The following is a 23786-nucleotide window of genomic DNA, read 5'->3' on the forward strand; positions in this document are numbered from 1 at the left end:
CAACGCTCCGCGTTGCCTCCCTCCTCCGCCTTGCGAGGCACGGCACCAGACGCCGCTCCCTGATCCGGCCTGACCGACAAGACACCCCCTAGGTCCGCGAACACCAGCTCGCCGTTGATCGCGACACCGGCCCGGTAGCCCCGGCTCACCGCGTTGACCACCTGTTCCTGCGGCCCGGTCACGTTCCCGGCCGCCCACACCCCGGGCACGCTCGTCCGGCCCGTCTCGTCCACCACCACGAACTCGCCGAACGGAGTGGCCCGCAGCTCCGCGCCGAGCTGCCGCAGCACCCCGTCGCGGGCCGCGAGCCGCGAGGCCCCGGCGAAGAGGACCGAGCGGGCCACGGTCCGGCCGTCGGCGAGCCGCACCCCCGTCAGCCGGTCCTCCTCCACCAGGAGCCCCGCCACCTCGCCCCTCTCGACCCGGACGCCCGCCGCGTCGAGGAGGGCCCCTTCGTGCTCCGACAGCTCCCCGGCGGTGTGGAGGAACAGGGTCACGTCCTTCGACCAGTGCGCGACCATGAGCGCCTGGTGCGCGGGCATCGCCGGATGGGCGATCACCCCGAACGCCTGGTCGCGGACCTCCCAGCCGTGGCAGTACGGGCAGTGCAGCACGTCCCGCCCCCACCGCTCGGCGAGTCCGTCGATCGCGGGGAGCTCGTCGACGAGGCCGGTGGTGACGACCAGCCGCCGTGCGCCGACCGTGTCCCCGTCCGCCAGGGTGAGGGTGAAACCGCCCCGGTCGTCGGGGGCAGCGCCCGTCACCTCACCGGCCCGCACCTCGACCCCGTAGGCCGCGATCTCGGCCCGTCCGGCCGCCAGGTACTCCGCCGGGCTCATGCCGTCCCTGCTCAGGACGCCCTGCATGTGCGCGGCGGGGGCGTTGCGCGGCTCGCCGGCGTCGACGACCAGGGTGCGGCGCCGTGACCGGCCCAGGACCAGGGCGGCGCTGAGCCCGGCCGCGCCCCCGCCGACCACCACGGCCTCGTACGCGTACGTGTCGTTGTTCCTCTGTGCGTTCATGGGCCGAGCGTCGCCCGGATCCCGTCGATCCGGCAAACAGACTTGCCGTTTCTGCAACACTGGACGCATGACCGAAGACGATCGCATCGACGCCGTCCTCAACGAGGTCGGCCCCCGGCTCCGCAGGGTCCGCCGCGACCGCGGGGTGACCCTGGCCGAGCTCTCCGCCGCCACCGGCATCTCCGTGAGCACCCTCTCCCGCCTCGAGTCCGGGCAGCGCAAGCCCAGCCTCGAACTGCTCCTGCCGCTCGCCCGCGCCCATCAGGTCCCGCTCGACGAGCTGGTCGGCGCGCCGGCGACCGGCGACCCCCGGGTCCGGGCGAAGCCGATCGTGCGCCACGGCCGCACGATGTTCCCGCTGACCCGGCAGCCGGGGGGCCTCCAGGCGTACAAGGTGATCCAGGAGAAGCCGACGGAGCGTCCTGAGCCGCGCGTCCACGAGGGCTACGAGTGGCTGTACGTGCTCTCGGGCCGGCTCCGGCTCGTCCTCGGCGAGCACGACGTGGTCCTCACGGCCGGGGAGGCGGCCGAGTTCGACACCCGCGTCCCGCACTGGTTCGGGCCGACGGACGACGGTCCCGTGGAGTTCCTGAGTCTCTTCGGCCCGCAGGGGGAGCGGATGCACGTCCGGGCCCGCCCGAAGAAGTCCGACTGACCCATTCCCCCGGCTACAAGCGACCGCTTAGTATGCAACCGACCGCTCGGTACGGAGGAGGCTTCCGGATGCAGGCATGGCGTGTGTACGAGAACGGGGAACCGGGCGCGGTGATGCGCCGCGAGGAGGTGACACCGCCCACGCCCGGCGACGGCCAGGTCCTGCTCAAGGTCCGCGCCGCGAACGTCAACTTCCCCGACGCGCTGCTCTGCCGCGGCCACTACCAGGTGCGGCCGCCGCTGCCCTTCACCCCCGGCGTGGAGGTCTGCGCCGAGACCGAGGACGGCCGCAGGGTCCTCACCACCGCGGCCCTCCCGCACGGCGGCTTCGCGGAGTACGTGCTCGCCGACGCCGCCGGGCTGCTCCCCGCCCCCGAGTCGCTCGACGACGCCGAGGCCGCCGCCCTGCACATCGGCTACCAGACCGGCTGGTTCGGCCTGCACCGCCGTGCCGTCCTCCAGGAGGGCGAGACCCTCCTCGTCCACGCCGCGGCCGGCGGCGTCGGCAGCGCGGCCGTCCAGCTCGGGAAGGCGGCCGGCGCCACCGTCATCGGCGTCGTCGGCGGACCGGAGAAGGCCGCCGTAGCCCGCTCGCTCGGCTGTGACGTGGTGATCGACCGGCGCTCCGAGGACGTCGTCGCCGCCGTCAAGGCCGCGACCGGCGGCCGCGGCGCGGACGTGATCTACGACCCGGTCGGCGGCGAGGCCTACCAGCAGTCCGCGAAGTGCGTCGCCTTCGAGGGACGGATCGTGATCGTCGGCTTCGCGAGCGGCACCGTCCCCGCCCCCGCCCTCAACCACGCCCTGGTGAAGAACTACTCCGTCCTCGGCCTCCACTGGGGTCTGTACGCGGTGAAGGACCCGGCCTCCATCGGCCGCTGCCACGAGACCCTCACGGCCTACGCGGCCAAGGGCCTGATCAAGCCGCTCATCGGCGAACGCGTTCCCTTCGCCGGGGCGGCGGACGCCGTCCAGCGGGTCGCCGACGGCACCACCACCGGCCGGCTCGTCGTCCTCCCGGAAGGAGCCCGCGCATGACCGGCGCCGAGGAACTCCGCGCGCTCACCAGGAAGTTGCTGGCAGAGCACCCGCCCGCCACCACCGACCGCACCGACTTCCTGCGCGCCCGCTTCGACGCGGGACTCGCCTGGGTGCACTACCCGGCCGGTCTCGGCGGACTCGACGCCCCCCGCGCGCTCCAGGCGGTCGTCGACGCCGAACTCGCCGCCGCGGGCGCCCCCGACAACGATCCGCGCAAGATCGGCATCGGCCTCGGCATGGCCGCCCCCACCGTCCTCGCCCACGGCTCGGACGAGGTCAAGCGGCGCTTCCTCCGGCCGCTCTGGGTCGGCGAGGAGGTCTGGTGCCAGCTCTTCAGCGAGCCGGGGGCGGGCTCCGACCTCGCCGCGCTCGCCACCCGGGCCGTCAGGGACGACGCGGGGGACTGGATCGTGGACGGGCAGAAGGTGTGGACCTCCAGCGCCCACACCGCCCGCTGGGCCATCCTCATCGCCCGCACCGACCCGGACGCCCCCAAGCACCGGGGCATCACGTACTTCGTCTGCGACATGACCGACCCCGGCGTGGAGGTCAGGCCGCTGCGTCAGATCACCGGCGAGGCCGAGTTCAACGAGGTCTTCCTCACCGGCGTCCGCATCCCCGACGCCCACCGCCTCGGCGAGGTCGGCGACGGCTGGCGGGTCGCGCAGACCACCCTCATGAACGAGCGGGTCTCGATCGGCGGAGCCCGTATCCCCCGCGAGGGCGGCATGATCGGGAAGCTCGCCACGACCTGGCGCGAGCGGCCCGAGCTCCGCACGCACGACCTGCACCGCCGCCTCCTCGACCACTGGGTCGACGCGGAGGTGGCCAGGCTCGCCGGGGAACGGCTCCGTCAGCAGCTCGTCGCGGGCCGCCCCGGACCCGAGGGCAGTGCCATGAAGCTGGCCTTCGCCCGCCTCAACCAGGCCATCAGCGGCCTGGAGGTGGAACTCCTCGGCGACGAGGGCCTGTTGTACGGGGAGTGGGAGATGCGCCGCCCCGACCTCGTGGACTTCACCGGCCGGGACGCCGGCTACCGCTATCTGCGGTCCAAGGGCAACTCGATCGAGGGCGGCACCAGCGAGGTGCTGCTCAACATCGTCGCCGAGCGGGTCCTCGGCCTGCCGCCCGAGCCCCGCAACGACAAGGACGTCGCCTGGAAGGACCTGGCCCGATGACAGACGTGACGGAACCGGCGGAGCCGACGACCGAGCTCGACCTGCTCTACTCCGAGACCGAGGGCGACCTGCGGGCGGCCGTCCGCGCCCTGCTCGCCGACCGGGCGGGACACCAGACGCTTCTCGGCCGGATCGAGACGGACAGCCCGTACGTCCCCGGCCTGTGGAAGTCCCTCGCCACCGACATCGGCGCCGCCGGTCTCCTCGTGCCCGAGAGGCTCGGCGGGCAGGGCGCGAGCCACCGCGAGGCCGCCGTCGTCCTGGAGGAGCTCGGCCGCGCGGTGACCCCGCTGCCGTACCTGACCAGTGCGGTGGTGGCCACCGAGACCCTGCTCGCCCTCGCGGGAGAGAGCGGTCCGGCGGCCCGGCTTCTCGCCGACCTCGCGGGCGGGGCTACGGTCGCGGTCCTCGCCGTCCCGCTCTCCACCGCGCCCGACGCGGAGCCTCCGTCCGCCTCCTCGGTGGCCGGGGTCGCCGACGCGGCCGCGGCCGATGTGTTCCTCGTCCCGCGCGCCGACGGTCTGTACGCCGTACCGGCCGGAGAGGCGACGGTCGAGGCGCAGACCCCGCTCGACCTCACCCGGCCGCTCGCCCGGGTGACCACCCCGGCCGGCAGCGGCACCCGGCTCGCGGGGCCCGAGGCGGCCCGCGCGGCGGTCCGGCGCGGACTCCTCGCGGGGGCCGGACTCCTCGCCTCCGAGCAGCTCGGCCTCGCCGAGTGGTGCCTGGAGGAGACCGTCAGGTACACCCGCGAGCGCCACCAGTTCAACCGCCCGGTCGGCTCCTTCCAGGCCCTCAAGCACCGCATGGCCCAGCTCTGGCTGGATCTCGTCGGGGCCAGGGCGGCGGCTCGTGCCGCCGCCGACGCCCTCGCCGCCGACAGCCCGGACGCCCCACTGCTCGTGGCCGTCGCGCAGGCGTACTGCTCCAAGGCGGCCGTCCGGGCCGCCGAGGAGTGCGTCCAGCTGCACGGCGGGATCGGGATGACGTGGGAGCACCCCGCGCACCTGGCGCTGAAGCGGGCCAAGTCCGACCAGATCGCCCTCGGATCGACCGGCCGGCACCAGGACACGATCGCCGCCCTGGTGGGCCTGGAGCCGCCGTTGTAAGGGGCCCCTGTGTCCACACCCCTTTACATACTGTTTAATTGCAAGCTGTTCGCAATAACAGTTGATCTTCGAAGAGGTGTGGACACATGACCGCCCGATTCCTCCGCGGCACGGCCGCCGCGACACTCGCGGGGGCCGTGGCCCTCACCGCGGCGGCCTGCACGAACCCCGGCTCCACCGCCGGGGACTCCGGCGGACCCAAGGATTCCGCGGTCGTCGGCATCGCCTACGAGCCCGAGACCCTCAGCCCCCTCCTCGGCTACGGCAAGGACGGCAACTCCAAGATCTTCGACGGACTCCTCGCCTTCGACGCCGACATGAAGCTGCGGCCGGCCCTCGCCGCCGAACTGCCCCACATCAGCGACGGCGGCCTCACCTACACGTACACCCTCCGCGAAGGGGTCACCTTCAGCGACGGTGTCCCCTTCACCTCGAAGGACGTCGTCTTCACGTACCGGACGATCCTCGACCCGAAGACGAACAACGCCTCCCGCACCGAGCTCGACGCCCTCAAGAGCGTCGAGGCGGTCGGCGACGACACCGTCGTCTTCCGCCTCAAGTACCCGTACGCCCCCTTCGCCGAGCGCACCGTCCAGGCCATCGCCCCGGAACACGTCGCCGCGAAGCAGGACGTCAACACCGGAGCCTTCACCACCAGGCCGATAGGCACCGGCCCGTACGTCCTCACCGGCTGGTCCAAGGGCGAGAAGCTCACCTTCAAGGCCAACACGTCCTACTGGAACGGCGCGCCCCCGGTGAAGAAGTTCACCATGGCGATCATCAAGGACGACGACGTCCGCGCCACCCGGCTGCGCGCCGGCGACCTCGACGGCGCCATCCTGCCGCCGAACCTCGCCGCCGGCTTCAAGGGCGACAAGGCGAAGAAGACCTGGACAGCCAGGACCTACGACTACCGCACGGTCACCCTCCCCACCCACCACCCCGTCACCGGGGACACCGCCGTCCGCCGCGCCCTCGACATCGCCGTCGACCGGCAGACCATGGTCGACAAGATCCTCGAAGGAGCCGGAAAGCCCGCCTACGGGCCCGTGCCCACCGACAGCCCCTGGTTCGCCAAGGGCACCGAGCGCCGCCACGACCTCGCCGGCGCCCAGAAGATCCTCGACGAGGCCGGCTGGAAGCCCGGCCCCGACGGCGTCCGCGTCAGGAACGGCGTCCGCGCCGCCTTCCCGCTCTGGTACCTCTCCGGCGACAAGCTCCGCCAGGACCACGCCCTCGCCTACGTCTCCGACGCCAAGAAGGCCGGCATCGACATCACCGCCCAGGCCGGCACCTGGGAGGTCATCGAGCCCCGGATGAAGACCGACGCCGTCCTCGCCGGCGGCGGCTCGCCCGGCGACCCGGACTTCGACCAGTACCTGCTCCTCAAGTCCGACCTCGCCGGCGACGGCTTCAACAACATGGCCTGGTACGACAACAAGACCGTCGACCGCGCCCTGGAGGACGGCCGCCGCACGAACGACCCCGCCGCACGCCGCACCGCGTACGACACCGTCCAGCGCGAACTGGTGAAGAACCCCGGCTACACCTTCCTCACCCACATCGACCACCTCTACGTCGTCGCCGACAGCTGGGACGGACTCAGCACCCAGGTCGAGCCGCACGACCACGGCCTCGCCTCCGGCCCCTGGTGGAACGTCGAGAGCTGGAAGCCCAAGGGCACCGGAGCGACGCGGAAGTGAAGCGACGCCTCCCCTGGGGGGCCATGGCACGGATGACGGGACGGCGCGCCCTGGCCGCCGTCCCCGTCCTCCTGGCCGTCACCTTCGCGGTGTTCGCCGTCGCCGAAGCCTCCCCCTTCGACCCCGTCAAGGCCTACGCGGGCACCGCGGGCCTCACCGCCTCGCAGGAGAACCTCGACCAGCTCCGCGCCAACCTCGGCGTCGACCGCCCCCTCGTCACCCGCTGGTGGGAGTGGCTCACCTCCGCCCTCACCGGCGACCTCGGCGACTCCTCCGTCATGCGCCGCCCGGTCGCCGAGGTCATCGGCGAACGCCTCGGCTGGTCCGTCCTCCTCGCCGTCACCGCCTTCCTCGTCGCCATCGCCCTCGGCACCCTCCTCGGCGTCCTCGCCGGGCGCCGCCGCGGCGGCCTCGTCGACCGGGCCGTCAGCTCCGCCGCGTACACCCTGGAAGCCGTCCCCGCCTTCTGGCTCGGCCTCCTCGCCATCTGGTTCTTCGCCCTGAAGCTCGGCGCCCTGCCGGCCGGCGGACTCACCGACACCGCGAGCGACACCGTCACCCCCGACCAGGTCGCCCGCCACCTCGTCCTGCCCGCGCTCGTCCTCGGCGTCTCCCAGCTGCCCTGGTTCTTCCTGTACGTCCGCCAGGGCGTCGGCGACGCCCTCGACGAGGACCCCGTGCGCGGCGCCCGCGCCCGCGGCCTCGGCGAACGCACCGTCCTCACCGGCCACGCCCTCCGCTCCGGAATGCTGCCCATGCTCACCCTCATCGGGTCCCGCGTCCCCGAACTCATCACCGGCGCGCTGCTCGTGGAGACCGTCTTCAGCTGGCCCGGCATCGCCGCCGCCACCGTCCAGGCCGCCACCTCCGTCGACTTCCCGCTGCTCGCCGCACTCACCGTCCTCGCCACCGCCGCCGTCCTCCTCGGCAACCTCCTCTCGGACCTGCTGTACGGACTCGCCGACCCGAGGGTGGGCTTCGATGGCTGACCCGCGCACCCACCGCCTGCGGCTCTGGAGCTCCGCCCTGATCGTCGGCGCCGTCCTCCTCGCCGTCCTGCTCGTGCCCCCGCTCGCCCAGCTCGACGAACAGGCCGTCGACCTCTCCCGCAAGCTTCTGCCACCCTCCTGGTCACACCCCTTCGGCACCGACGACCTCGGCCGCGACCTCCTCCTGCGCTGCGTCTACGGCCTGCGGATCTCGCTCCTCGTCGGACTCGTCGCCGCGCTCGTCGCCACCGTCGTCGGCACCGCCGTCGGAGCCGCCGCCGGGGCGCTCGGGGGCTGGACCGACCGCGCCCTCATGCGGCTCGTCGACACCTTCTCCTCCGTACCGCACCTGCTGCTCGGCATCTTCGTCGTCGCCCTCTTCCGGCCCGGCGTCTGGCCCGTCATCGTCTCCGTCGCCGTCACCCACTGGCTCTCCACCGCCCGGATCGTGCGCTCCGAGGTCCTCTCCCTGCGCACCCGGCCCTTCGTCGACGCCGCCGTCTCCGGCGGCGCCTCCCGGTGGCGGGTCGCCGTCCGTCACCTGCTGCCCGCCGTCCTGCCGCAGGCGGGGCTCGCCGCCGTCCTGATGGTCCCGCACGCCATGTGGCACGAGTCCGCGCTGTCCTTCCTCGGCCTCGGACTCCCCAGCCACCAGGCCAGCCTCGGCAACCTCGTGCAGAACGCGCGCTCCTCGCTGCTCGCGGGGGACTGGTGGCCCACCCTCTTCCCCGGCCTCCTCCTCATCGTCCCGACCCTCGCCATCGCGGGCCTCGCGGGTGTGTGGCGGGACCGCCTCAACCCGCGCCGCCGATCGGAGCTGATGCTGTGAGCGCCCCGAACGCCCCTGGACACCGGCTGCTTCGCGCACTCGACGCCGTCACCGCCGAACGGGCCGAGGACGCCGTCCTCAGCGTCCGCGACCTCACCGTCCGCTTCCGGCTGCGCGGCGGCCGGACCGTCGCCGCCGTCACCGGCGCCGACTTCGACCTCGCGGAGGGCGAGTGCCTCGCCCTCGTCGGCGAGAGCGGCTGCGGCAAGTCCGTCCTCGCCTCCGCCCTCCTGGGGCTCCTCCCCGGCAACGCGGAGACGTCCGGCACCGCGTGGACCGACGGGATCGACCTGCTCGCCGCCGACGAGAAGACCCTCGCCCGCACCGTACGGGGCCGCCGCGTCGGCCTCGTACCACAGAGCCCCGCCGCCCACCTCACCCCCGTCCGCACCGTACGGTCCCAGCTGGAGGAGACCGTCCGCGCCCTCACCGGCACCTCCCGCCGCGCCCGGCGGAAGGCCGCGGAGGACGCCGCCGAACGGGCCGCGTTCCCCGCCGGACACCTCGACCGGTATCCGCACGAACTCTCCGGCGGCCTCGCCCAGCGCGCCGCCACCGCCCTCGCCCTCATCGGCGACGCCCGGCTGCTGCTCGCCGACGAACCGACCACCGGACTCGACCGCGACCTCGTCGACCGCACCGCCGACGAACTGCGCCGCCACGCCGACGACGGCCGGGCCCTGCTCCTCATCACCCATGACCTGGCCGCCGCCGAACGCATCGCCGACCGCGTCGCCGTCATGTACGCGGGCCGCATCGTCGAGATCGCCCCCGCACACCGCTTCTTCGGCCCCACCGGCCCCCGCCACCCCTACGCCCGCGGACTCCTCGACGCGCTCCCCGAGCGGGCGTTCACCCCGATCCCCGGCATGCCGCCGGAACTCTCCGCGCTGCCCGAGGGCTGCGCCTTCGCCCCGCGCTGCCCCCGCGCCACCGAACTCTGCGCCACCCGCCCCGCGTTCACCGCCGGCGTGGCCTGCCACCACCCGGAGCGCCCCCGTGCTTGAGCTCGACACCGTCACCGCCGGATACGACCGCCGCACCCCCGTCTTCCGGGGCGCCTCGCTGACCGTCGCCCCCGGAGAGTCCGTCGGACTCCTCGGCCCCAGCGGCTGCGGCAAATCCACCCTCGCCCGGGTCGCCGCCCTCCTCCACCGCCCCGACGCGGGCCGTCTCGTCCTCGACGGCACCGAGGTCCTGGCCTGGCGCCACCGCGCCCCGCGCGCACTCCGCACCGCCGTCGGCGTCGTCTTCCAGCAGCCCCGCACCGCCGCCGACCCCCGGCTCACCCTCACCGACCTGATCGCCGAACCCCTGCGCGCCACCGGCCGCCGCGCCGAGGCCGCCGACCGGGTCGCCGCACTCGCCCCCGCCGTCGGACTCACCGCCGACCTGCTCGGCCGCCGGCCCCACGAGGTCAGCGACGGGCAGCTCCAGCGCGCCTGCCTCGCCCGCGCGTTGACCCTGCGGCCGCGCTGGCTGATCTGCGACGAGATGACCGCGATGCTCGACGCCTCCACCACGGCCGCCCTGGTCGCCGCCGTCGAGAGCTACCGGGCCGAGACCGGCGCCGGCCTCCTCGCCGTCGGCCACGACCGAGTCCTCCTGAACCGCTGGTGCGACCGTACGGTGGAGTGGAAGGACTGCCTGCCCGCCGCGCCCTGACCACATCTCACCCGTATGGCCGCCCCGCCATACGTCCGGACGGACCGCACATTCCGCCACACTGTCCGCCGAACGCCGCAATTCCCATGCGGCGCAAGGAGGACGTGAGAGCGATGGCCGTTTCCATTTCTGTCGTGGTGCTGCTGCTGGTCCTGACCGTGATCTTCCTGCGGAGCGGCGGGCTCAAGGTCACCCACGCGCTCGTCTGCGCCCTGCTGGGCTTCTTCCTCGCCGGCACCAGCATGGCGCCCACCATCCACAACGGCGTCGCCGCCACCGCCAACGTCGTCTCCGGCCTCAAGCCGTGAGCACGGCACGGCGCCGGACGCGCGAAAGCCGCCCCGGGACCCGGGGCCCCGGGCGGCTTCCCGTACGCGTCAGACCATCTCGGGCACCTCGCCGACGGTCGTCTTGACGTCGATCACGGCGAAAGCGGCACCCTGCGGGTCCATGATCGCCGCGAACCGGCCGAAGGGGCTGTCCATCGGCCCGAACACCTTGCGTCCCTTGAGACGTTCGGCCGCCTCGACGGCCTTGTCGCAGTTGTCCACGGCGAAGTAGACCTGGATGTACGAGGGGACCTCCGGCGGGAACTCCTCCGTCATCACCATCCGGCCGAGCAGCGGATCGGCACCGAGGTCGAAGACCCGGTAGTCCATCTCCCCGTCCTGCATCGTCTTCGAGCGGTAGCCGAAGACCGAGCTGAAGAACTCGTCCGCCTTCGCCGGCTCCCGGGTGAAGACCTCCGCCCAGACGTACGAGCCGCTCTCGCCCTCCAGCTCGAAGCCCTCGTGCGTGCCCGGCTGCCAGACACCGAACACGGCGCCCGACGGCTCCCGCGCGATGCACATCGAGCCGAACTCGCCGACCTGCATCGGCTCCATCAGGACGGTGCCGCCCGCGCCGCGGATCTTCTCCGCCGTGGCCGAGACGTCCGGCGAGGAGAAGTACAGACACCAGGCCGACTGCGGCTCCCCGTCCTGCCCCGGCATCGGCGGGACCACGGCCGCGACCGCCTTGCCGTTCTTGTACGCCTGTGTGTAGTTGCCGAATTCCGATGAGGACTCGCCGAAGGTCCAGCCGAGCACGTCGCCGTAGAACGTCTTGGCGCCCTCGACGTCGGTGAACATCGCGTCGGTCCAGACCGGCGTGCCTTCAGGTCGTGCGGCCATGACGGTGACTCCCACTTCCGATTCGATGACGTGTTCCTGTGGGCCACGCTAGTCACGCTCGCCCCGCCCCGCTCGCTGACGCGGCGTGACCGGACGCGCGTGCTGCGACCATCGGTCCATGAGGACACAGGGGGACCACACGATGATCGAGATACCCGCGGGGCGCGTCACGCTCTCGGACCGGCGCACCGAGCGGAGCTGGACCGTCGACGTCGGCCCGTACGGACTGGGCACCGTCCCGGTCACACAGCAGCTGTACGCACAGGTCACGGGCGCCGGACCGAGCGCGGCCCAGGGCGACGCACTCCCGGTGGAAGGAGTGTCCTGGACCGAGGCCGTCCACTTCTGCAACGCGCTCTCCGCCCGCGAGGGACTCCGCCCCGCGTACCACCTCCCCCCGGACGAATCCGACGAGCCCGTCTGGGACCGGACCGCCGACGGATACCGGCTCCCCACCGAGGCCGAATGGGAGCACGCCTGCCGCGCGGGAACCACCGAGGCGCGCTACGGCCCGCTCGACGACATCGCCTGGCACCGCGGCAACTCCGGCGAACGCCCCCATGAGGTGGCCGGCCTGCGCCCCAACGCCTGGGGCCTCCACGACATGCTGGGCAACGTCTGGGAGTGGTGCTGGGACGTGTACGACGCCGAGGTCTACGGCAGCTACCGGGTCCTGCGCGGCGGCGGCTGGTTCGACGAGCACTGGAGCTGCCGCGCCTCGGTCCGCCGCCGCAGCCACCCCACCCTCCGCATCGACGACGTGGGCTTCCGCCTCGCCCGCACGCTCACGCGCTGAGCGGGCGGGGAGTCAGTCCGGCAGCCGGCCCATCGCGTAGCGGTGGAACGGCCCGCCGGGCAGCGAAAGCTCGGGCCGCCACATCCGCAGCACCTGCGCCGACGGCACGAACAGCGCCTCCGGCAGGCGGTCCGGGGCCGTCCACTCCCAGCGTTCGATCTTGTCCGGCTCGGCCACGGCCGGCACCCCGCGGAAGACCCGCAGCACCGTGGCCGCGGTCATCCGGGTCAGCCGTGAGGAGGTGACGGAGTCCAGGACGAGCCCGATGACCTCCACGTCGGCGGCGTCCGCGACGAGCGTCGTCTCCTCGGCCAGCTCGCGGGCCGCCGCCTCCTCGACGGACTCACCCGGCTCGACCATCCCGCCCGGGAGCTCCCACACCCCGGAGCGGTGCAGCCCGAGAAGCACACGGCCGGCCCCGTCGGTCACCACCACCCCCGCACCGAGAGAGGCCTGGGCGACCGGCGGCCGGACATTGCGGTGGGCGGCGGCGGCCGCCTCGGCGGTGTTCATGATCCCCTTCTACCAGCAGCGCTCGCCGCGCCGCCACAGCGCTACCCGGCGGCGGGAGGAACCACGGCGACCGGGCAGTGCGCGTGGTGCAGCACCGCGTGCGCGACCGAACCGACGAGCAGCGACCCGAAGCGGTGCCGGTGGTGACGGCCCACGACCAGCAGACCGGCGTCCCGCGAACCCTCCACGAGCAGTCCCGCCGCGTCCCCCGGCGTCACCACGGGAACGACATCGACCTCCGGCCGGCGCGCGGCGAAGGGCCGCAGCCGCTCCTCCTGCTCCCGCCGGCCCTCCCGCACCAGCGACTCCTCCATGTCGTCCGTGAGGGGCAGCGGGGGAGGCACCTGGAGCGCCGGGGACGGCGCGACGACCAGGGCGACCGGCTGCGGAGGCAGCCGGAACGCCGTCACGACCTCCAGCGGCACGCCCCGGTGGTGCGCCGCGTCGAAGGCGAAGTCCACCACCTCGTCCGGCGTCTCCTCCGTGTGCAGACCGAGCAGGACCCGGCCGGCCTCCGTGCCGCTGTGCAGGGCGGCGGTGCGCGCCTCGTGCGGGACGACGACGAGCGGACAGGGGGCCGTCGCCGCGAGCGCCCGGCTCGTCGAACCGAGCAGCAGGCTCGCGAAGCCACCGTGCCCGCGGGAACCGGTGACCAGGAGCCGCGCGCCCCGCGCGGCGGCCGGCAGCGCGTCGGTCACGGACCCGTCGAGGGACTCGTACCGCACGGGAAGGGTGTGCCCGCGCTCCTCGACCACGGCCCGTACGGCCGCGACGACCGTGTCGGGAAGCTCGGGGGAGGGTCCGAGGGAGGCGATCCGGGCGGCGCCGAGCTGGAGGGCGTCGGAGCGCACATGGGCCACGACCAGCGGTGATTCCAGGAGCTCGGCGGCGCCGAGGGCCCACTCCAGGGCCCGGAGACTGTGCGCGGATCCGTCCACGCCGACGACGACCGGCGGCTCGGACGCGGTGCTCAGGTCACCGAGGTGGGAAGCACTCATGTCGGACGGACTCGGGTGGGAGGCGCTCATGAGGGAATGACTCCCGCGCCCGGCGCCGCGCCACACCCGTCGGGGCGCGGCACGGCGGGACGGTCAGGCGTTCTCGTCGCGGCGCGCCCGCTCCGCGTCGCGCTCCTTGATGCGGACGGTCTCCTTGCGGACCTCCGCCTGGGTGGCGCGCTCCTTCTGGAGCCACTCGGGCAGCTCCTGCTTGAGCGCGTCGATCTGCTCGGTGGTGAGCGGATCGGTGATGCCACCGCGCGCGAGACCGGCGATGGAGATGCCGAGCTTCTGCGCGACCACCGGGCGGGGGTGCGGGCCGTTCTTCCTGAGCTCCTCGAGCCAGGCGGGCGGGTTCGCCTGGAGCTCGTTCAGCTCGGTGCGCGAGACGACACCCTCCTGGAAGTCTGCGGGGGTGGCCTCGAGGTACACACCCAGCTTCTTCGCCGCGGTGGCGGGCTTCATCGTCTGGGTGTTCTGGTGCGACGTCATGGTGTCAAGGGTATCGAGCGTGCGGGCGAGTTCCGACCACGGCAGCTACCGGTAACCTGGCGGAGTGACAGGCTCGGACGCTTCCCCCTCGGACACCACGGCGGATTCCCCCACGGTGTCCCCCTCTGACCTCCCCTCCGGCACCCCCGCCTTCCGGCTGGCGTACGTGCCCGGAGTGACGCCGTCGAAGTGGGTCGGGGTCTGGAAGGAGCGCCTGCCCGATGTCCCCCTGACCCTCCTCGCCGTGACGCCCGCCGAGGCCTTCGGCGCGCTCCGGGAGGGGACGGCCGACGCCGGTCTGGTCCGGCTGCCCGTGGACCGGGACGACCTGAGCGCGATCCCGCTGTACACGGAGACGACGGTCGTCGTCGTCCCCAAGGACCACCTCTTCGCGGCGGCCGAGGAGGTGTCGGCCGAGGACCTCGCCGAGGAGCTCGTCCTGCACCCGCTCGACGACACCCTGGGCTGGGAGCGGCCGCCGGGCCGTGCGGCGAACGAGCGCCCGGAGACGACCGCCGACGCGATCGAGCTGGTCGCGGCGGGCGTCGGCGTGCTCGCCGTGCCGCAGTCCCTCGCCCGGCTGCACCACCGCAAGGACCTCACCTACCGGACGCTGACCGACGTCCCGCAGTCGCGGGTCGCCCTGTCGTGGGCGGCCGCCGACGAGGCCCCGGACCTGGTGGAGGAGTTCATCGGCATCGTGCGCGGCCGCACGGTCAACAGCACGCGGGGCCGCCGCGCCGAGGCCCAGAAGGGCCAGAAGCAGCCGAAGAAGGAGCAGAAGCCCACCAGGTCCGGGAAGCCGGGCGGTGGCGCGCGCACCGGGGGCAGGCCCGCGGCGGCCCGCAAGGGCGGCGCCAAGGGCGGCGGCTCGGGCCGGGGCAAGGGCGGGAAGCCCCGCGGCCGGTCCTGAGCCCTCAGGCGCTGTCCGTACGGCGGACGGCACGCGACGGGGCGGGTACCCGTCGGCATACTGACCCCTCCTGATCATCGAGATCACGCAGGAGGAGCTTTGGCCGCCAGTTTCAGGACCGTCGTCGAGGTGGGACCGGACCACCTCGAACGGGCCCGGTCCATCGACCGGGTGTTCCAGGAGGCGATCGCGCCCGCGACCGTCAACTTCGACTTCGAGGCGATACGGGCGGCCGCCGCGGCCGTCCCCGACACCACCGTCGTACGGATGGTCCGGGGCTGGGGCCTGCAGGAGCACGCCCCCGTCCTGGTCATGGTGCTCTCGCTGAAGGAGGCCGTCCGGCAGGCCCTTCCCCCGGAGTACGCGGAGGCGGGGTTCTGGGGGACGGTCGAGCGGGAGCTCGTCGAGGCGTTCACCGGCCTCGCCGGGCAGGAGGGGCGGCCCGGACTCTCCTTCTACGAGGAGTCCGAGCACCGCACCCGCTTCTACCGCGACCTCTTCTTCGCCCTCCAGGACGAGGCGACCGGAGAGGACATCTACGCCCTCGCGTTCTGCGTCGACGTCACTGTCGAGCTGCCGAAGGCGGAGGTCACCGCCCTGGAACTGACGGACGTCGTCCCCTTCGCCGTCCGGCTCAACGCGATCGTGGTCCGCCAGACGGCGGCCGTGGACGCCACCGTCTGAGCCGCACCGGCCCGCCGTCCCGGGCCGGACACGCCTCGATTCCGGCGGTCAACCCTGGCGGCGCCACCGTCCGCCACGCGCCGCCGCGACGAGCTCCGGCACCGTCGCCAGCTTCACCAGGGGGCGCCCCGCCTCCCGGCCCCTCGCCCGCTCCGTCCTGTCGATGGCCGCGAGACCGCGCGCGTCGACGAGGTGCCGGCTGCGGCTCCTCGCAAGCCGGCGGAACTCCTTGGCCGTGCCCTTCGGCGCCGGCAGCGCACCGGCGACCGCGTCCGCCAGTAGGGTCCCGACCGTCTCCTCCGCACAGGCCCGGTTGGCGCCGATGCCCCCGGTGGGCCCGCGCTTGACCCAGCCGACGACGTAGGCGCCGGGGAGCCCCGCCACCCGCCCGGCCTCGTGCGGCACCGTGCCGGTCGCCTCGTCGAAGGGCAGTCCCGCCAGCGGGACACCCCGGTAGCCGATCGCCCGGACGAGGAGCTCCGCCCCGATCTCCGTACCGGACGGTGATCCCTCCTCCGTCACCCGCACCGCCCGCACACCGTCGGTGCCGAGCGCCTCGACGGGGGCGGAGTGGAAGCGGAGCACGATCCGCCGCCGGTCCCGCGCGGGCGCCCGCGTCCAGTCCACCGCCTCCCGGCTCACGCCCCGCAGCAGCGCCGCCTTCTCCCCGGCCGCCGCCGCGTCGACGGCGGCCCCGGTACGCGGGTCCCGGTCGTCGACGACCAGGTCCACGCCGGGCAGGTGCTTCAGGGCGAGCAGTTCGGACGCCGTGTACGACGCGTGCTCGGGTCCCCTGCGGCCGAGCAGCACCACCTCCCGGACCCGCGTCTCCCGCAGGGCCGCGAGGGCGTGCTCCGCGATGTCCGTTCCGGTGAGGTCGGCCGGGTCCATGACGAGCACGCGGGCGACGTCGAGGGCGACGTTGCCGTTGCCGACGACGACGACCCGCCCGGCGGAGAGCCGGACGGCGTCCGCGCCGGTCTCGGGATGCGCGTTGTACCAGGAGACGACGGAGCTCGCCGGGACGCTGCCGGGCAGATCCTCGCCCGGGATGCCGAGCCGCCGGTCGGAGGGCGCGCCCACGGCGTAGATCACCGCGTCGTGGTGCGCGGCGAGTTCCTCGACGGTGACGTCCTTGCCGATCTCCACGCCGAGCCGCATCCGGACCCGGGGGTGGGAGTGGAAGCGGCCGAGCGTCTCGCCCGCGCCCCTGGTCGCCGGATGGTCCGGCGCCACTCCGTACCGGAGGAGTCCGCCGGCCACCGGCAGCCGGTCGATCAGGGTCACCTCGGCGTTGGTGTGCAGGAGCAGGTCCTCGGCGGCGTACATGCCTGCGGGCCCGGTGCCGACGACCGCGATCCGCAGCGGCGCGAAGTCGGCGGGCAGCGAGCGGGGGAACGAGGGTTCGCCCCAGGTGTGGAAGGTGGGCGAGGCCAGGGCCGGGGCAGGCGTCCGGTCCGCGTAGTACTCCGCGTTGATCGCCTCGTACTCCCGCAGCCGTCCGGTGAGCCGGTCGGCGGGGAAGATCGCGTCGACGGGGCAGGCGTCGGCGCAGGCACCGCAGTCGATGCAGGCCTCGGGGTCGATGTACAGCATGTCCGTGGTCCCGAAGTCGGGCTCGTCGGGCGTCGGGTGGATGCAGTTGACCGGGCAGACGGCGACGCAGGTGGCGTCGTTGCAGCAGGTCTGGGTGATCGCGTAGGTCATGTCGTCGGCTCTGCTCTGCTCGGCTCGGAGGGGTCAGACGAGGTGGGCGCGCTGGTAGAAGAAGAGCGCGGGCCGGGTCAGCATCCCGACGTCGGCCAGGAACTCCATGAGGCCGGAGCAACTGGCGCGCAGCTGTGCCTTGTAGTGCTCGTTGGCGGCCGCCTCGCGGCGGGCCCGCTCGGGGTCGAGTCCGGCCCGCACGTACACCTCCGGGCTCACCAGGCTGGTGATGATGTAGTACGCGGCGATGGCGACCACGAGGGCCTGGAAGTGACGGCGCGGCCTGCTCGCGCGGGCCAGGTGGCGGCGCGTCTCGTCCCGGGCGAACTTCATGTGCCGGGACTCCTCGACGACATGGATGTTGCTGATGGTGCGGACGAAGGGGACGACCCGCTCGTCGCGCATCCAGTCGCGCTGCATGACGTCGAGGACCTCCTCGGCGACGAGGATGCCGGCGTACGCGGCTTCGCCGAAGCCGACGGTCTTCATGAGGCGCCCGAGTTCGAGCACGGCCCGCTTGGGGCGGTACGCGGGGGCGCCGAGCTTCTGGGAGCCCCGGGCGAACATGATCGAGTGCCGGCACTCGTCGGCGATCTCGGTGAGGGCCCACTGGAACCGGGGGTCGGTGTGGTCCATGCGGTAGATGTCGCGGAGCACCATCTGCTGGAGGATCATCTCGAACCAGATGCCGGTGCTGGCGACCGAGGCGGTCTCCTGCCGGGTCAGCTCCTTGCGCTGCTCCTCGGTCATCTCGTTCCAGTAGGCGGTGCCGTAGAGGGAGTTCCACTCGGGGCTCTGCCCGTGGAAGTCCTTGTCGAGGGGGGTGTCCCAGTCGACCTCGACGGCCGGGTCGTACGACAGCTTCGCGGCCGATCGGAGCAGCCGCTCGGCGACGTCCGAGTCGGTGACGTGCGAGTCGGTGACGTGCGGGTGGTCCGGGCGAGCGGTGCTGCTTGCCATGGTGCGGCTCCTTGGGTCGCGCGATCGGCTCGGGGCAGCTTGTTAGACGCCGTGTCTAGCAAGCTTGTTAGACGGAACGTATAGCAAGGGGTGTGCCCGGGCCTACCCCTCGGTACGCACTTTCTTCCCCCGCCCTTACCTCGGGTACGCGAACGGGGCCGGAGCCATGGCGGCTCCGGCCCCGTCCCAGGGGTGGCGCGATGTCAGAAGGTCAGGTTCCAGGCGTCGATCCGGCCCGTGTCCTGGTTCGCGTTGTCGTTCACGCGAAGCTTCCAGACGCCGTTCGCGACCTCCGTCGAGGCGTTGACCGTGAACGTCTGGATGATGTTGTCCGTGCCGCTGCCGGACCGGTTGTGCACCGTGTAGACGGTGCCGTCCGGGGCCACCAGGTCGACCTTCAGGTCGCCGATGTAGGTGTGCTTGATGTCCACGCCCACCTTCAGCGTGGCCGGCGCGTTGCCCGTCACCCCGCTGACCGTGATCGGGCTCTCGACCGTCGCGTTGTCGGCGATGGTGACGTCGGCGAGGTTCTCGAAGTACGCGCCGGGCGGCGGTGTGGTGCCCCCGACGGCCTTCAGGGCGTCGACGGCGCCCTCACCGAAGAAGCCGTTCTTGGTCGTGGTGCCCGTGCAGCGGGTGTCCGAGGGGCACGCGCGGTCCGTGGCCTGGACGCCGAGCTGGTCGCGGATCTGCGCCGGGGTGAACGTCGGGTTCACGCTCGCGATCAGCGCCGCGACGCCGGCCACGTGCGGAGAGGCCATCGACGTGCCGTTCATGTTGCCGTACTTGCCGCCCGGGAGCGTCGAGTAGACACCGGAGGTGCCGTCTCCGCCGGGGGCGGCGATGTCGATGACGCCGTTGCCGAAGTTCGAGTACGAGGCCTTGGCGCCGCCGTTGCCCTGCGCGGCGACCGTCACGACGCCCGGAAGCTCCGTCGGGATGTCGATGCAGGCGTTGGTGATCGTACGGGTGACCGGCGTCGAGTCGTTGGGGCTCTCGGAGTCGGTCGTCTTGTTCGCCAGGTCGTAGTTGGAGTTGCCCGCGGCGGCGACCTGGAGCGAACCCTTGCCCTCGGCGTACGCCTGGGCCCGGCGGACGCCCTCGATGATGGCGGCCTGGTCCACGTTGTCCGGGCAGTTGAACTGCCACGGGTCCGTGTAGTAGCTGTTGTTGGTGACCTTGAATCCGTGGTCACCGGCCCACATGAAGCCGCAGATCGTGTTCTCCGCGAAGAACAGGCTGCTGGTCGGCTCCGCGATGCGGACGGAGGAGATCGTCACGCCCGGCGCGACACCGATGACGCCCTTGCCGTTCTTGGCGGCCGCGATCGTGCCGGCGACGTGCGTGCCGTGGGTGCCGACGTCACGCCAGGCACCCGCGCGCGTGTCCGCCTTGCCGTAGGCGCAGGAGGCCGAGTCGGCGGCGTTGAAGTTGGGCGCGATGTCCTGGTGCCGGTCGTCGACGCCGGTGTCGAGGACGCCGACCTTGACCGAAGCCGAGCCGGTGGTGACCGCCCAGGCCTGGTCGGCCTTGATCTGCGTCATGTCCCAGCGGTTCGACTCCGTCAGGGTCGTGGTGGACTGCGACGGGTTCGCGGGGAGCGCCGGGTTGTAGGCGTCGGCGGGGACGTCGGAGGTACGGGTCGCCCCGACCTGCTGGACGCCGCCGACCGTGCGCATCGCCGAGGCGAACGACGTGGACGTCGAGTGCGCCACGATCACGCCGATGGCGTCGTAGGTCGCGAAGACCGAACCGCCGTTGCTCGCCACGGCGCCGCTCACGGCCGCCGTGCCGCCGGGGGCCGTGATCACCAGGTACGCGCGGGTGCCGGCGGCCCAGGCCGCCGAAGTCGCCGCCGTCGTGGTGGCCGTCGTCGCCCCCGCCGAACGGGCCGCGACGGGCGCGGTGTCCGACGGTGCTGCCTGGGCGAATCCGGGAGCGGCGAGCGCCATGGTCGTACCGAGCGCCGCGACGGCGATGGCCGACGTTCTCAACCGGCTGGATATGAGGGAAAACAATGCGTCCTCCGATAACCCGGTGGCGCGGGTGGCGCCTGCCGGGCTTTGTGATGTGTGGGGTGGACGCAAGATCCCAGACTCGTGCCCCAGAGGGAAGAGTTCTGTCCGAGAAGTGTGTTCGTGTTACGCACTGTTGACCGAACAGTGCCCGGAGGGGCAGGGTTTCGGGTCCCCTGCCCCCTTTGTCACGACTACTTCAGGTACGGACCAGCGGATCCGACCTTTCCGGGACCGTTCAGGACGTACACCCGCAGATTTCCCTTACCGGGCGCGGCGACCGAGAGGGTGCCGTTGGTGACGGTCCTGACGTCTCCGGTCACGGCGTCGGTGTACGTGCCGTTCGGGATGCCCGAGTACGTGGCGCCGCCCGAGATCGTGACCAGCGCGAAGCTGTCCGTACCGCCGCTGGTGTAACGGCGCTTGAACGCCATGCCGCCGGTGATGCCCTCGGTGGAGTACTGGCCCATCTGCAGGGCGGGGACGGCCCGACGGATCTCGTTGAGCCGCTGGAGGTGCTTGACCAGGGGCTGCTGGAGGGTGGTGGCGACCTGGCCGCTCGCCGCGGTGACCTTGGAGAAGTCGGAGGCGGTGACGGAGCCGGCGACGTGGTCGCCGTAGTAGGCGCGGCCGGTGGTGGCCAGCGGGCAGGACGGCCCGCAGTCGATCTTCTTGCCGGCCTGGAACTCGATCTCGGAGCCGTAGTAGAGCGTCGGGATGCCGCGGAAGGTCCACATCAGGGACATGTTCTCGGCCCATGCGTCGGTGCCGCCCGCGTACCGCTCGGAGGACTTGTTGGGTCCGTAGTCGTGGCTGTCGACGTAGACGACGTTGTAGGTGGCGTCGTTGGTCGCGTCGTCGGAGTCCTTGCCGTTGTTGAAGGCGTTGTTGGCATCGCCGAAGTTCATGTGCATGCGCATGTCGATGATGTTCATGCCGGAGAACTTGCTGTGGTCGGGGGCGTGGTACGCGTTGCCGTTGAGGAAGGCGTTGGTGGAGGTGGGCTGGGCGGCGGTCCCGGCCTGGTTCTCGTAGGTGTACATCTCCAGGGCGGCCTTGGTGTCGTCGGCGTCGTACTCCTTGCGCTCCTTCCAGGTGAAGAACTGCGCGGAGTGGTTGACCGAGCCGCGGTTCCACTTGTCGTTGACGAAGGCGCCGACCTCGCCGAAGACGAGGAAGTTCTTCGCGGCCTCGGCGCCGAACTTCTGGGTGACGCGCTGCTGGATCGCGGGCAGGAAGCGGCGGTTCCAGGTCGTGCGCGGGATGTGCACGGCGGTGTCGACGCGGAAGCCGTCGACGCCCATGTCGATGTACTTGTCGTAGGCGCCGATCAGGTAGTTCTGGACGGGCGCGGACTCGGTGTTGAAGTCGGCGAGGTCGTCGTGGAGCCAGCAGGACCGGGAGTCCTCGCCTTCCCAGTTCCCGAGCCAGCAGTTGTGGTAGAGCGCCTTGGGGAACATGCCGGAGGTGGGGCTGGGCCACTGGCAGTTGTAGATCCGGTAGCCCTCGGGCGAGGTCCACTGGGTGGGCTTGCCCCAGTCGACGCAGGTGTTGCCGGCGGGCTCGGCCGTCGACCACAGGTCGCCGTTGTAGTACGACTTCCCGGTCTTGGGGTCGATGGTCAGGCCGTCGTACTCGAAGCCCTCTGCCTTCTCGTCGTAGTACCAGCTCCACTGGGTGTCCCGGACGCCGTAGACGGTCGGGGTGAACAGGCCCTTGGCGCCCCAGCGGGACGAGTGGTTGTAGACGACGTCCTGGTAGATCTTCATGCCCTTGGCGTGGGCGGCGTTGATCAGGTCCTGGTAGGACGCGCCGGCGGACTCCAGGCGGGGATCGACCTTGTAGAAGTCGTAGCCGTGGTAACCGTGGTAGTCGTAGTCCGAGCGGTTGAGGACCACCGGGGTGACCCAGATCGCGGACATGCCCAGGCCCTTGATGTAGTCGAGCTTCTGGATCAGGCCCTTGAAGTCGCCCCGGAACATGGGGTCGTTGTTGGCCGCGTTGCCCGACTTCACGTGCTGGTTGCCGCCCCGGTTGTTCGTCGTGTCGCCGTCGTTGAAGCGGGCGGTGAGGACGAAGTAGATGGGGTCCTTGCGCGGGTCGGTGCCCAGCGGGCTGCCCTCGGTGGGCGCGGGCGGCTTGTCACCGGTGGTCGCCGGGGCCACCACGGAGGCTGCGGAGGTGTTCCCGGCCGCGTCCACGGCCTTGACGGTGTAGGTGTACGCCGTCCGCGGCTCCAGGTTGGCGTCGGACAGGACGGTGGAGCCGACGTCGGTGATCTGGGTGCCCCGGGTGCCGCCGGTGCGGGTGACCTGGTACTTCGTCACCGCCTTGTTGTCGGTCGACGGCTCCCAGGCGAGCAGGATCGACACGCCGTCGGCCTTGGCCGTCACCCCGGTGGGGACGGTGGGCGCCTGGGTGTCGGGGGTCGCGGCGGCGCACGGATCGGTCGCGTTCGCCTTCACCACGTTGTCCCGTACGGCGCTGACGCCGGTTCCGAGGGTGTAGTCCGAGCCCCTGTTGTTGTCCCACGTGCCGTTGCCGTTGTTGAACGCGGCCTTGAAGGAGGCGGCCGTCCCGAGGTCGACCTCGCGCTTCCACCAGCCGGCGCAGGCTGCCTGCATGCCGAGACCGGGGGCGGCGGTCCAGGCGCCACCGGCCGGCTGATAGTGCAGGTTGACGGTGGACCAGCCGAGCGTCTCGGTGGAGTAGTAGACGGTGGCCTTGGCGCCCGGGGTGGGCGTGGTGCCCGAGCACGGGTCGGAGTGGGCGACGACCCCGTCCTTGACGGTGACGGAGCCGGTGCCGAGGGCGTAGTTCTTGCCGCCGTTGTTGTCCCAGGTGCCGGTGCCGTTGTTGAAGGTGGCCCGGAGCCCGGTCGCCGTGCCGAGGGTGACGGTCTTCTTCACCCAGTCCGTGCAGGCGGGCTCCATGTCGACGCCGGGGACCGTGGTCCAGGCTCCGCCGTCGGGGGCGTAATGCAGCTTGTACGCGGCCCAGTTCTTCGTCCTGGTCCAGTAGAAGACCGTCGCCGTGTTCTCTGCGGTGGCCGCGACCGGGGCGGTCCGGGGCGAGGGGGCGTCGGGTGGGGCGGCGAGCAGGCCGACGAGGCCGGCGGCGAAGGCCAGGACGGCCACCGGGCGTCCTGGCAGCCGCGTGGGGGTGCGAGTCATCTGGTTCTCCAGGCAGGAGCGTGTTCCGTACGGGCCGGCGGGGAGCGGGGATCGGCACCGTTGGAAACGCAGTCGGAAAGTTTCAGAAACGCCTTGCGTCGGCGGGAAGTTACCGCCGGTGCGGCCTGGAGGTAAAGAGTTCTGTCCGAAGTGGCGCCTGTGTGCGGGCCGTT

Annotated in this window: 22 protein-coding genes; 13 read left to right on the top strand and 9 right to left on the bottom strand. The window is 72.3% G+C overall.

Features of this window, described 5'->3' with window-relative positions; translation table 11 throughout:
* The coding region (locus tag ACZ4VK_RS35420) for an NAD(P)/FAD-dependent oxidoreductase (protein WP_468361692.1) at nt 1-1022 on the bottom strand (1022 nt) is incomplete at its 3' end.
* 67 nt (nt 1023-1089) lie between these two features.
* Here ACZ4VK_RS35420 and ACZ4VK_RS35425 point away from each other — a divergent pair.
* From ACZ4VK_RS35425 to ACZ4VK_RS35470, 10 genes are all read left to right on the top strand, one after another.
* Complete coding sequence (locus ACZ4VK_RS35425) at nt 1090-1677, top strand: helix-turn-helix domain-containing protein (RefSeq protein ID WP_468361696.1); 588 nt, start codon at nt 1090-1092, stop codon at nt 1675-1677.
* A 68-nt stretch (nt 1678-1745) separates the two neighbouring features.
* Complete coding sequence (locus ACZ4VK_RS35430) at nt 1746-2714, top strand: NADPH:quinone oxidoreductase family protein (RefSeq protein ID WP_468361699.1); 969 nt, start codon at nt 1746-1748, stop codon at nt 2712-2714.
* Nucleotides 2711-3895 carry an acyl-CoA dehydrogenase family protein gene (locus tag ACZ4VK_RS35435; protein ID WP_468361702.1) on the top strand — a complete coding sequence of 395 codons (1185 nt, stop codon included), beginning with the start codon at nt 2711-2713 and terminating at the stop codon, nt 3893-3895. Before ACZ4VK_RS35430 ends, ACZ4VK_RS35435 begins: the two co-directional genes overlap by 4 nt.
* A complete protein-coding gene (locus ACZ4VK_RS35440) occupies nt 3892-5004 on the top strand; it encodes an acyl-CoA dehydrogenase family protein (RefSeq protein ID WP_468361705.1) in 1113 nt (370 codons plus the stop codon). Before ACZ4VK_RS35435 ends, ACZ4VK_RS35440 begins: the two co-directional genes overlap by 4 nt.
* Nucleotides 5005-5090: 86 nt before the next feature.
* Entirely contained in the window at nt 5091-6707 is a 1617-nt protein-coding gene (locus ACZ4VK_RS35445; RefSeq protein ID WP_468361708.1) for an ABC transporter substrate-binding protein, read from the top strand.
* Entirely contained in the window at nt 6704-7696 is a 993-nt protein-coding gene (locus ACZ4VK_RS35450) for an ABC transporter permease (RefSeq protein WP_468361712.1), read from the top strand. Before ACZ4VK_RS35445 ends, ACZ4VK_RS35450 begins: the two co-directional genes overlap by 4 nt.
* A complete protein-coding gene (locus tag ACZ4VK_RS35455; RefSeq protein WP_468361715.1) occupies nt 7689-8525 on the top strand; it encodes an ABC transporter permease in 837 nt (278 codons plus the stop codon). The genes ACZ4VK_RS35450 and ACZ4VK_RS35455 overlap by 8 nt, the downstream gene beginning before the upstream one ends.
* 26 nt (nt 8526-8551) lie before the next feature.
* Nucleotides 8552-9532, top strand: a complete 981-nt coding sequence (locus tag ACZ4VK_RS35460; protein WP_468361805.1) for an ABC transporter ATP-binding protein — start codon at nt 8552-8554, stop codon at nt 9530-9532.
* The gene (locus ACZ4VK_RS35465; protein ID WP_468361718.1) at nt 9525-10190 is read left to right on the top strand and encodes an ABC transporter ATP-binding protein; all 666 of its coding nucleotides are present in this window, start codon (nt 9525-9527) and stop codon (nt 10188-10190) included. The genes ACZ4VK_RS35460 and ACZ4VK_RS35465 overlap by 8 nt, the downstream gene beginning before the upstream one ends.
* Nucleotides 10191-10303: 113 nt before the next feature.
* Nucleotides 10304-10498, top strand: coding sequence for a hypothetical protein (locus ACZ4VK_RS35470; RefSeq protein WP_468361721.1), 195 nt, complete (start codon nt 10304-10306; stop codon nt 10496-10498).
* 69 nt (nt 10499-10567) lie between these two features.
* Here the strand turns inward: ACZ4VK_RS35470 and ACZ4VK_RS35475 are convergent, their stop codons facing one another.
* On the bottom strand, nt 10568-11362 hold the full coding sequence (locus ACZ4VK_RS35475) for a VOC family protein (RefSeq protein ID WP_468361724.1): 795 nt from the start codon (nt 11360-11362) through the stop codon (nt 10568-10570).
* A 118-nt stretch (nt 11363-11480) separates the two neighbouring features.
* On the opposite strand from ACZ4VK_RS35475, the gene ACZ4VK_RS35480 reads away from it, so the two are divergent.
* On the top strand, nt 11481-12158 hold the full coding sequence (locus ACZ4VK_RS35480; RefSeq protein ID WP_468361727.1) for a formylglycine-generating enzyme family protein: 678 nt from the start codon (nt 11481-11483) through the stop codon (nt 12156-12158).
* A 12-nt stretch (nt 12159-12170) separates the two neighbouring features.
* Here ACZ4VK_RS35480 and ACZ4VK_RS35485 read toward each other — a convergent pair whose 3' ends face one another.
* From ACZ4VK_RS35485 to ACZ4VK_RS35495, 3 genes are all read right to left on the bottom strand, one after another.
* Nucleotides 12171-12671, bottom strand: a complete 501-nt coding sequence (locus tag ACZ4VK_RS35485) for an NUDIX domain-containing protein (protein ID WP_468361730.1) — start codon at nt 12669-12671, stop codon at nt 12171-12173.
* 41 nt (nt 12672-12712) lie between these two features.
* Nucleotides 12713-13669 carry a universal stress protein gene (locus ACZ4VK_RS35490; RefSeq protein ID WP_468361733.1) on the bottom strand — a complete coding sequence of 319 codons (957 nt, stop codon included), beginning with the start codon at nt 13667-13669 and terminating at the stop codon, nt 12713-12715.
* Nucleotides 13670-13762: 93 nt separating this feature from the next.
* On the bottom strand, nt 13763-14161 hold the full coding sequence (locus ACZ4VK_RS35495) for a DUF5997 family protein (protein WP_468361736.1): 399 nt from the start codon (nt 14159-14161) through the stop codon (nt 13763-13765).
* 115 nt (nt 14162-14276) lie between these two features.
* Between ACZ4VK_RS35495 and ACZ4VK_RS35500 the strand changes: the two genes are divergently transcribed.
* Both ACZ4VK_RS35500 and ACZ4VK_RS35505 read left to right on the top strand, forming a co-directional pair.
* Nucleotides 14277-15074 carry a LysR family substrate-binding domain-containing protein gene (locus ACZ4VK_RS35500; protein WP_468361739.1) on the top strand — a complete coding sequence of 266 codons (798 nt, stop codon included), beginning with the start codon at nt 14277-14279 and terminating at the stop codon, nt 15072-15074.
* 99 nt (nt 15075-15173) lie between these two features.
* Entirely contained in the window at nt 15174-15758 is a 585-nt protein-coding gene (locus tag ACZ4VK_RS35505) for a Type-2Aa cytolytic delta-endotoxin (RefSeq protein ID WP_468361742.1), read from the top strand.
* Between the two features lie 48 nt (nt 15759-15806).
* Here ACZ4VK_RS35505 and ACZ4VK_RS35510 read toward each other — a convergent pair whose 3' ends face one another.
* From ACZ4VK_RS35510 to ACZ4VK_RS35525, 4 genes are all read right to left on the bottom strand, one after another.
* Complete coding sequence (locus ACZ4VK_RS35510; RefSeq protein ID WP_468361745.1) at nt 15807-17465, bottom strand: FAD-dependent oxidoreductase; 1659 nt, start codon at nt 17463-17465, stop codon at nt 15807-15809.
* A gap of 33 nt (nt 17466-17498) precedes the next feature.
* On the bottom strand, nt 17499-18425 hold the full coding sequence (locus tag ACZ4VK_RS35515; protein ID WP_468361748.1) for an AurF N-oxygenase family protein: 927 nt from the start codon (nt 18423-18425) through the stop codon (nt 17499-17501).
* 203 nt (nt 18426-18628) lie between these two features.
* Nucleotides 18629-20377, bottom strand: coding sequence for a S8 family serine peptidase (locus ACZ4VK_RS35520; RefSeq protein ID WP_468361808.1), 1749 nt, complete (start codon nt 20375-20377; stop codon nt 18629-18631).
* Nucleotides 20378-20634: 257 nt separating this feature from the next.
* Complete coding sequence (locus tag ACZ4VK_RS35525; protein WP_468361751.1) at nt 20635-23613, bottom strand: carbohydrate binding domain-containing protein; 2979 nt, start codon at nt 23611-23613, stop codon at nt 20635-20637.
* Between the last annotated feature and the right edge of the window lie 173 nt (nt 23614-23786).

The sequence above is a fragment of the Streptomyces sp. NPDC028711 genome (assembly GCF_055565415.1).

Coding starts and splice junctions, on each gene's coding strand:
- ACZ4VK_RS35425 (WP_468361696.1), top strand. CDS start 1,090: ATGACCGAAGACGATCGCATCGACGCCGTCCTCAACGAGGTCGGCCCC.
- ACZ4VK_RS35430 (WP_468361699.1), top strand. CDS start 1,746: ATGCAGGCATGGCGTGTGTACGAGAACGGGGAACCGGGCGCGGTGATG.
- ACZ4VK_RS35435 (WP_468361702.1), top strand. CDS start 2,711: ATGACCGGCGCCGAGGAACTCCGCGCGCTCACCAGGAAGTTGCTGGCA.
- ACZ4VK_RS35440 (WP_468361705.1), top strand. CDS start 3,892: ATGACAGACGTGACGGAACCGGCGGAGCCGACGACCGAGCTCGACCTG.
- ACZ4VK_RS35445 (WP_468361708.1), top strand. CDS start 5,091: ATGACCGCCCGATTCCTCCGCGGCACGGCCGCCGCGACACTCGCGGGG.
- ACZ4VK_RS35455 (WP_468361715.1), top strand. CDS start 7,689: ATGGCTGACCCGCGCACCCACCGCCTGCGGCTCTGGAGCTCCGCCCTG.
- ACZ4VK_RS35470 (WP_468361721.1), top strand. CDS start 10,304: ATGGCCGTTTCCATTTCTGTCGTGGTGCTGCTGCTGGTCCTGACCGTG.
- ACZ4VK_RS35475 (WP_468361724.1), bottom strand. CDS start 11,362: ATGGCCGCACGACCTGAAGGCACGCCGGTCTGGACCGACGCGATGTTC.
- ACZ4VK_RS35480 (WP_468361727.1), top strand. CDS start 11,481: ATGAGGACACAGGGGGACCACACGATGATCGAGATACCCGCGGGGCGC.
- ACZ4VK_RS35485 (WP_468361730.1), bottom strand. CDS start 12,671: ATGAACACCGCCGAGGCGGCCGCCGCCGCCCACCGCAATGTCCGGCCG.
- ACZ4VK_RS35490 (WP_468361733.1), bottom strand. CDS start 13,669: ATGAGTGCTTCCCACCTCGGTGACCTGAGCACCGCGTCCGAGCCGCCG.
- ACZ4VK_RS35495 (WP_468361736.1), bottom strand. CDS start 14,161: ATGACGTCGCACCAGAACACCCAGACGATGAAGCCCGCCACCGCGGCG.
- ACZ4VK_RS35510 (WP_468361745.1), bottom strand. CDS start 17,465: ATGACCTACGCGATCACCCAGACCTGCTGCAACGACGCCACCTGCGTC.
- ACZ4VK_RS35515 (WP_468361748.1), bottom strand. CDS start 18,425: ATGGCAAGCAGCACCGCTCGCCCGGACCACCCGCACGTCACCGACTCG.
- ACZ4VK_RS35520 (WP_468361808.1), bottom strand. CDS start 20,377: ATGGCGCTCGCCGCTCCCGGATTCGCCCAGGCAGCACCGTCGGACACC.
- ACZ4VK_RS35525 (WP_468361751.1), bottom strand. CDS start 23,613: ATGACTCGCACCCCCACGCGGCTGCCAGGACGCCCGGTGGCCGTCCTG.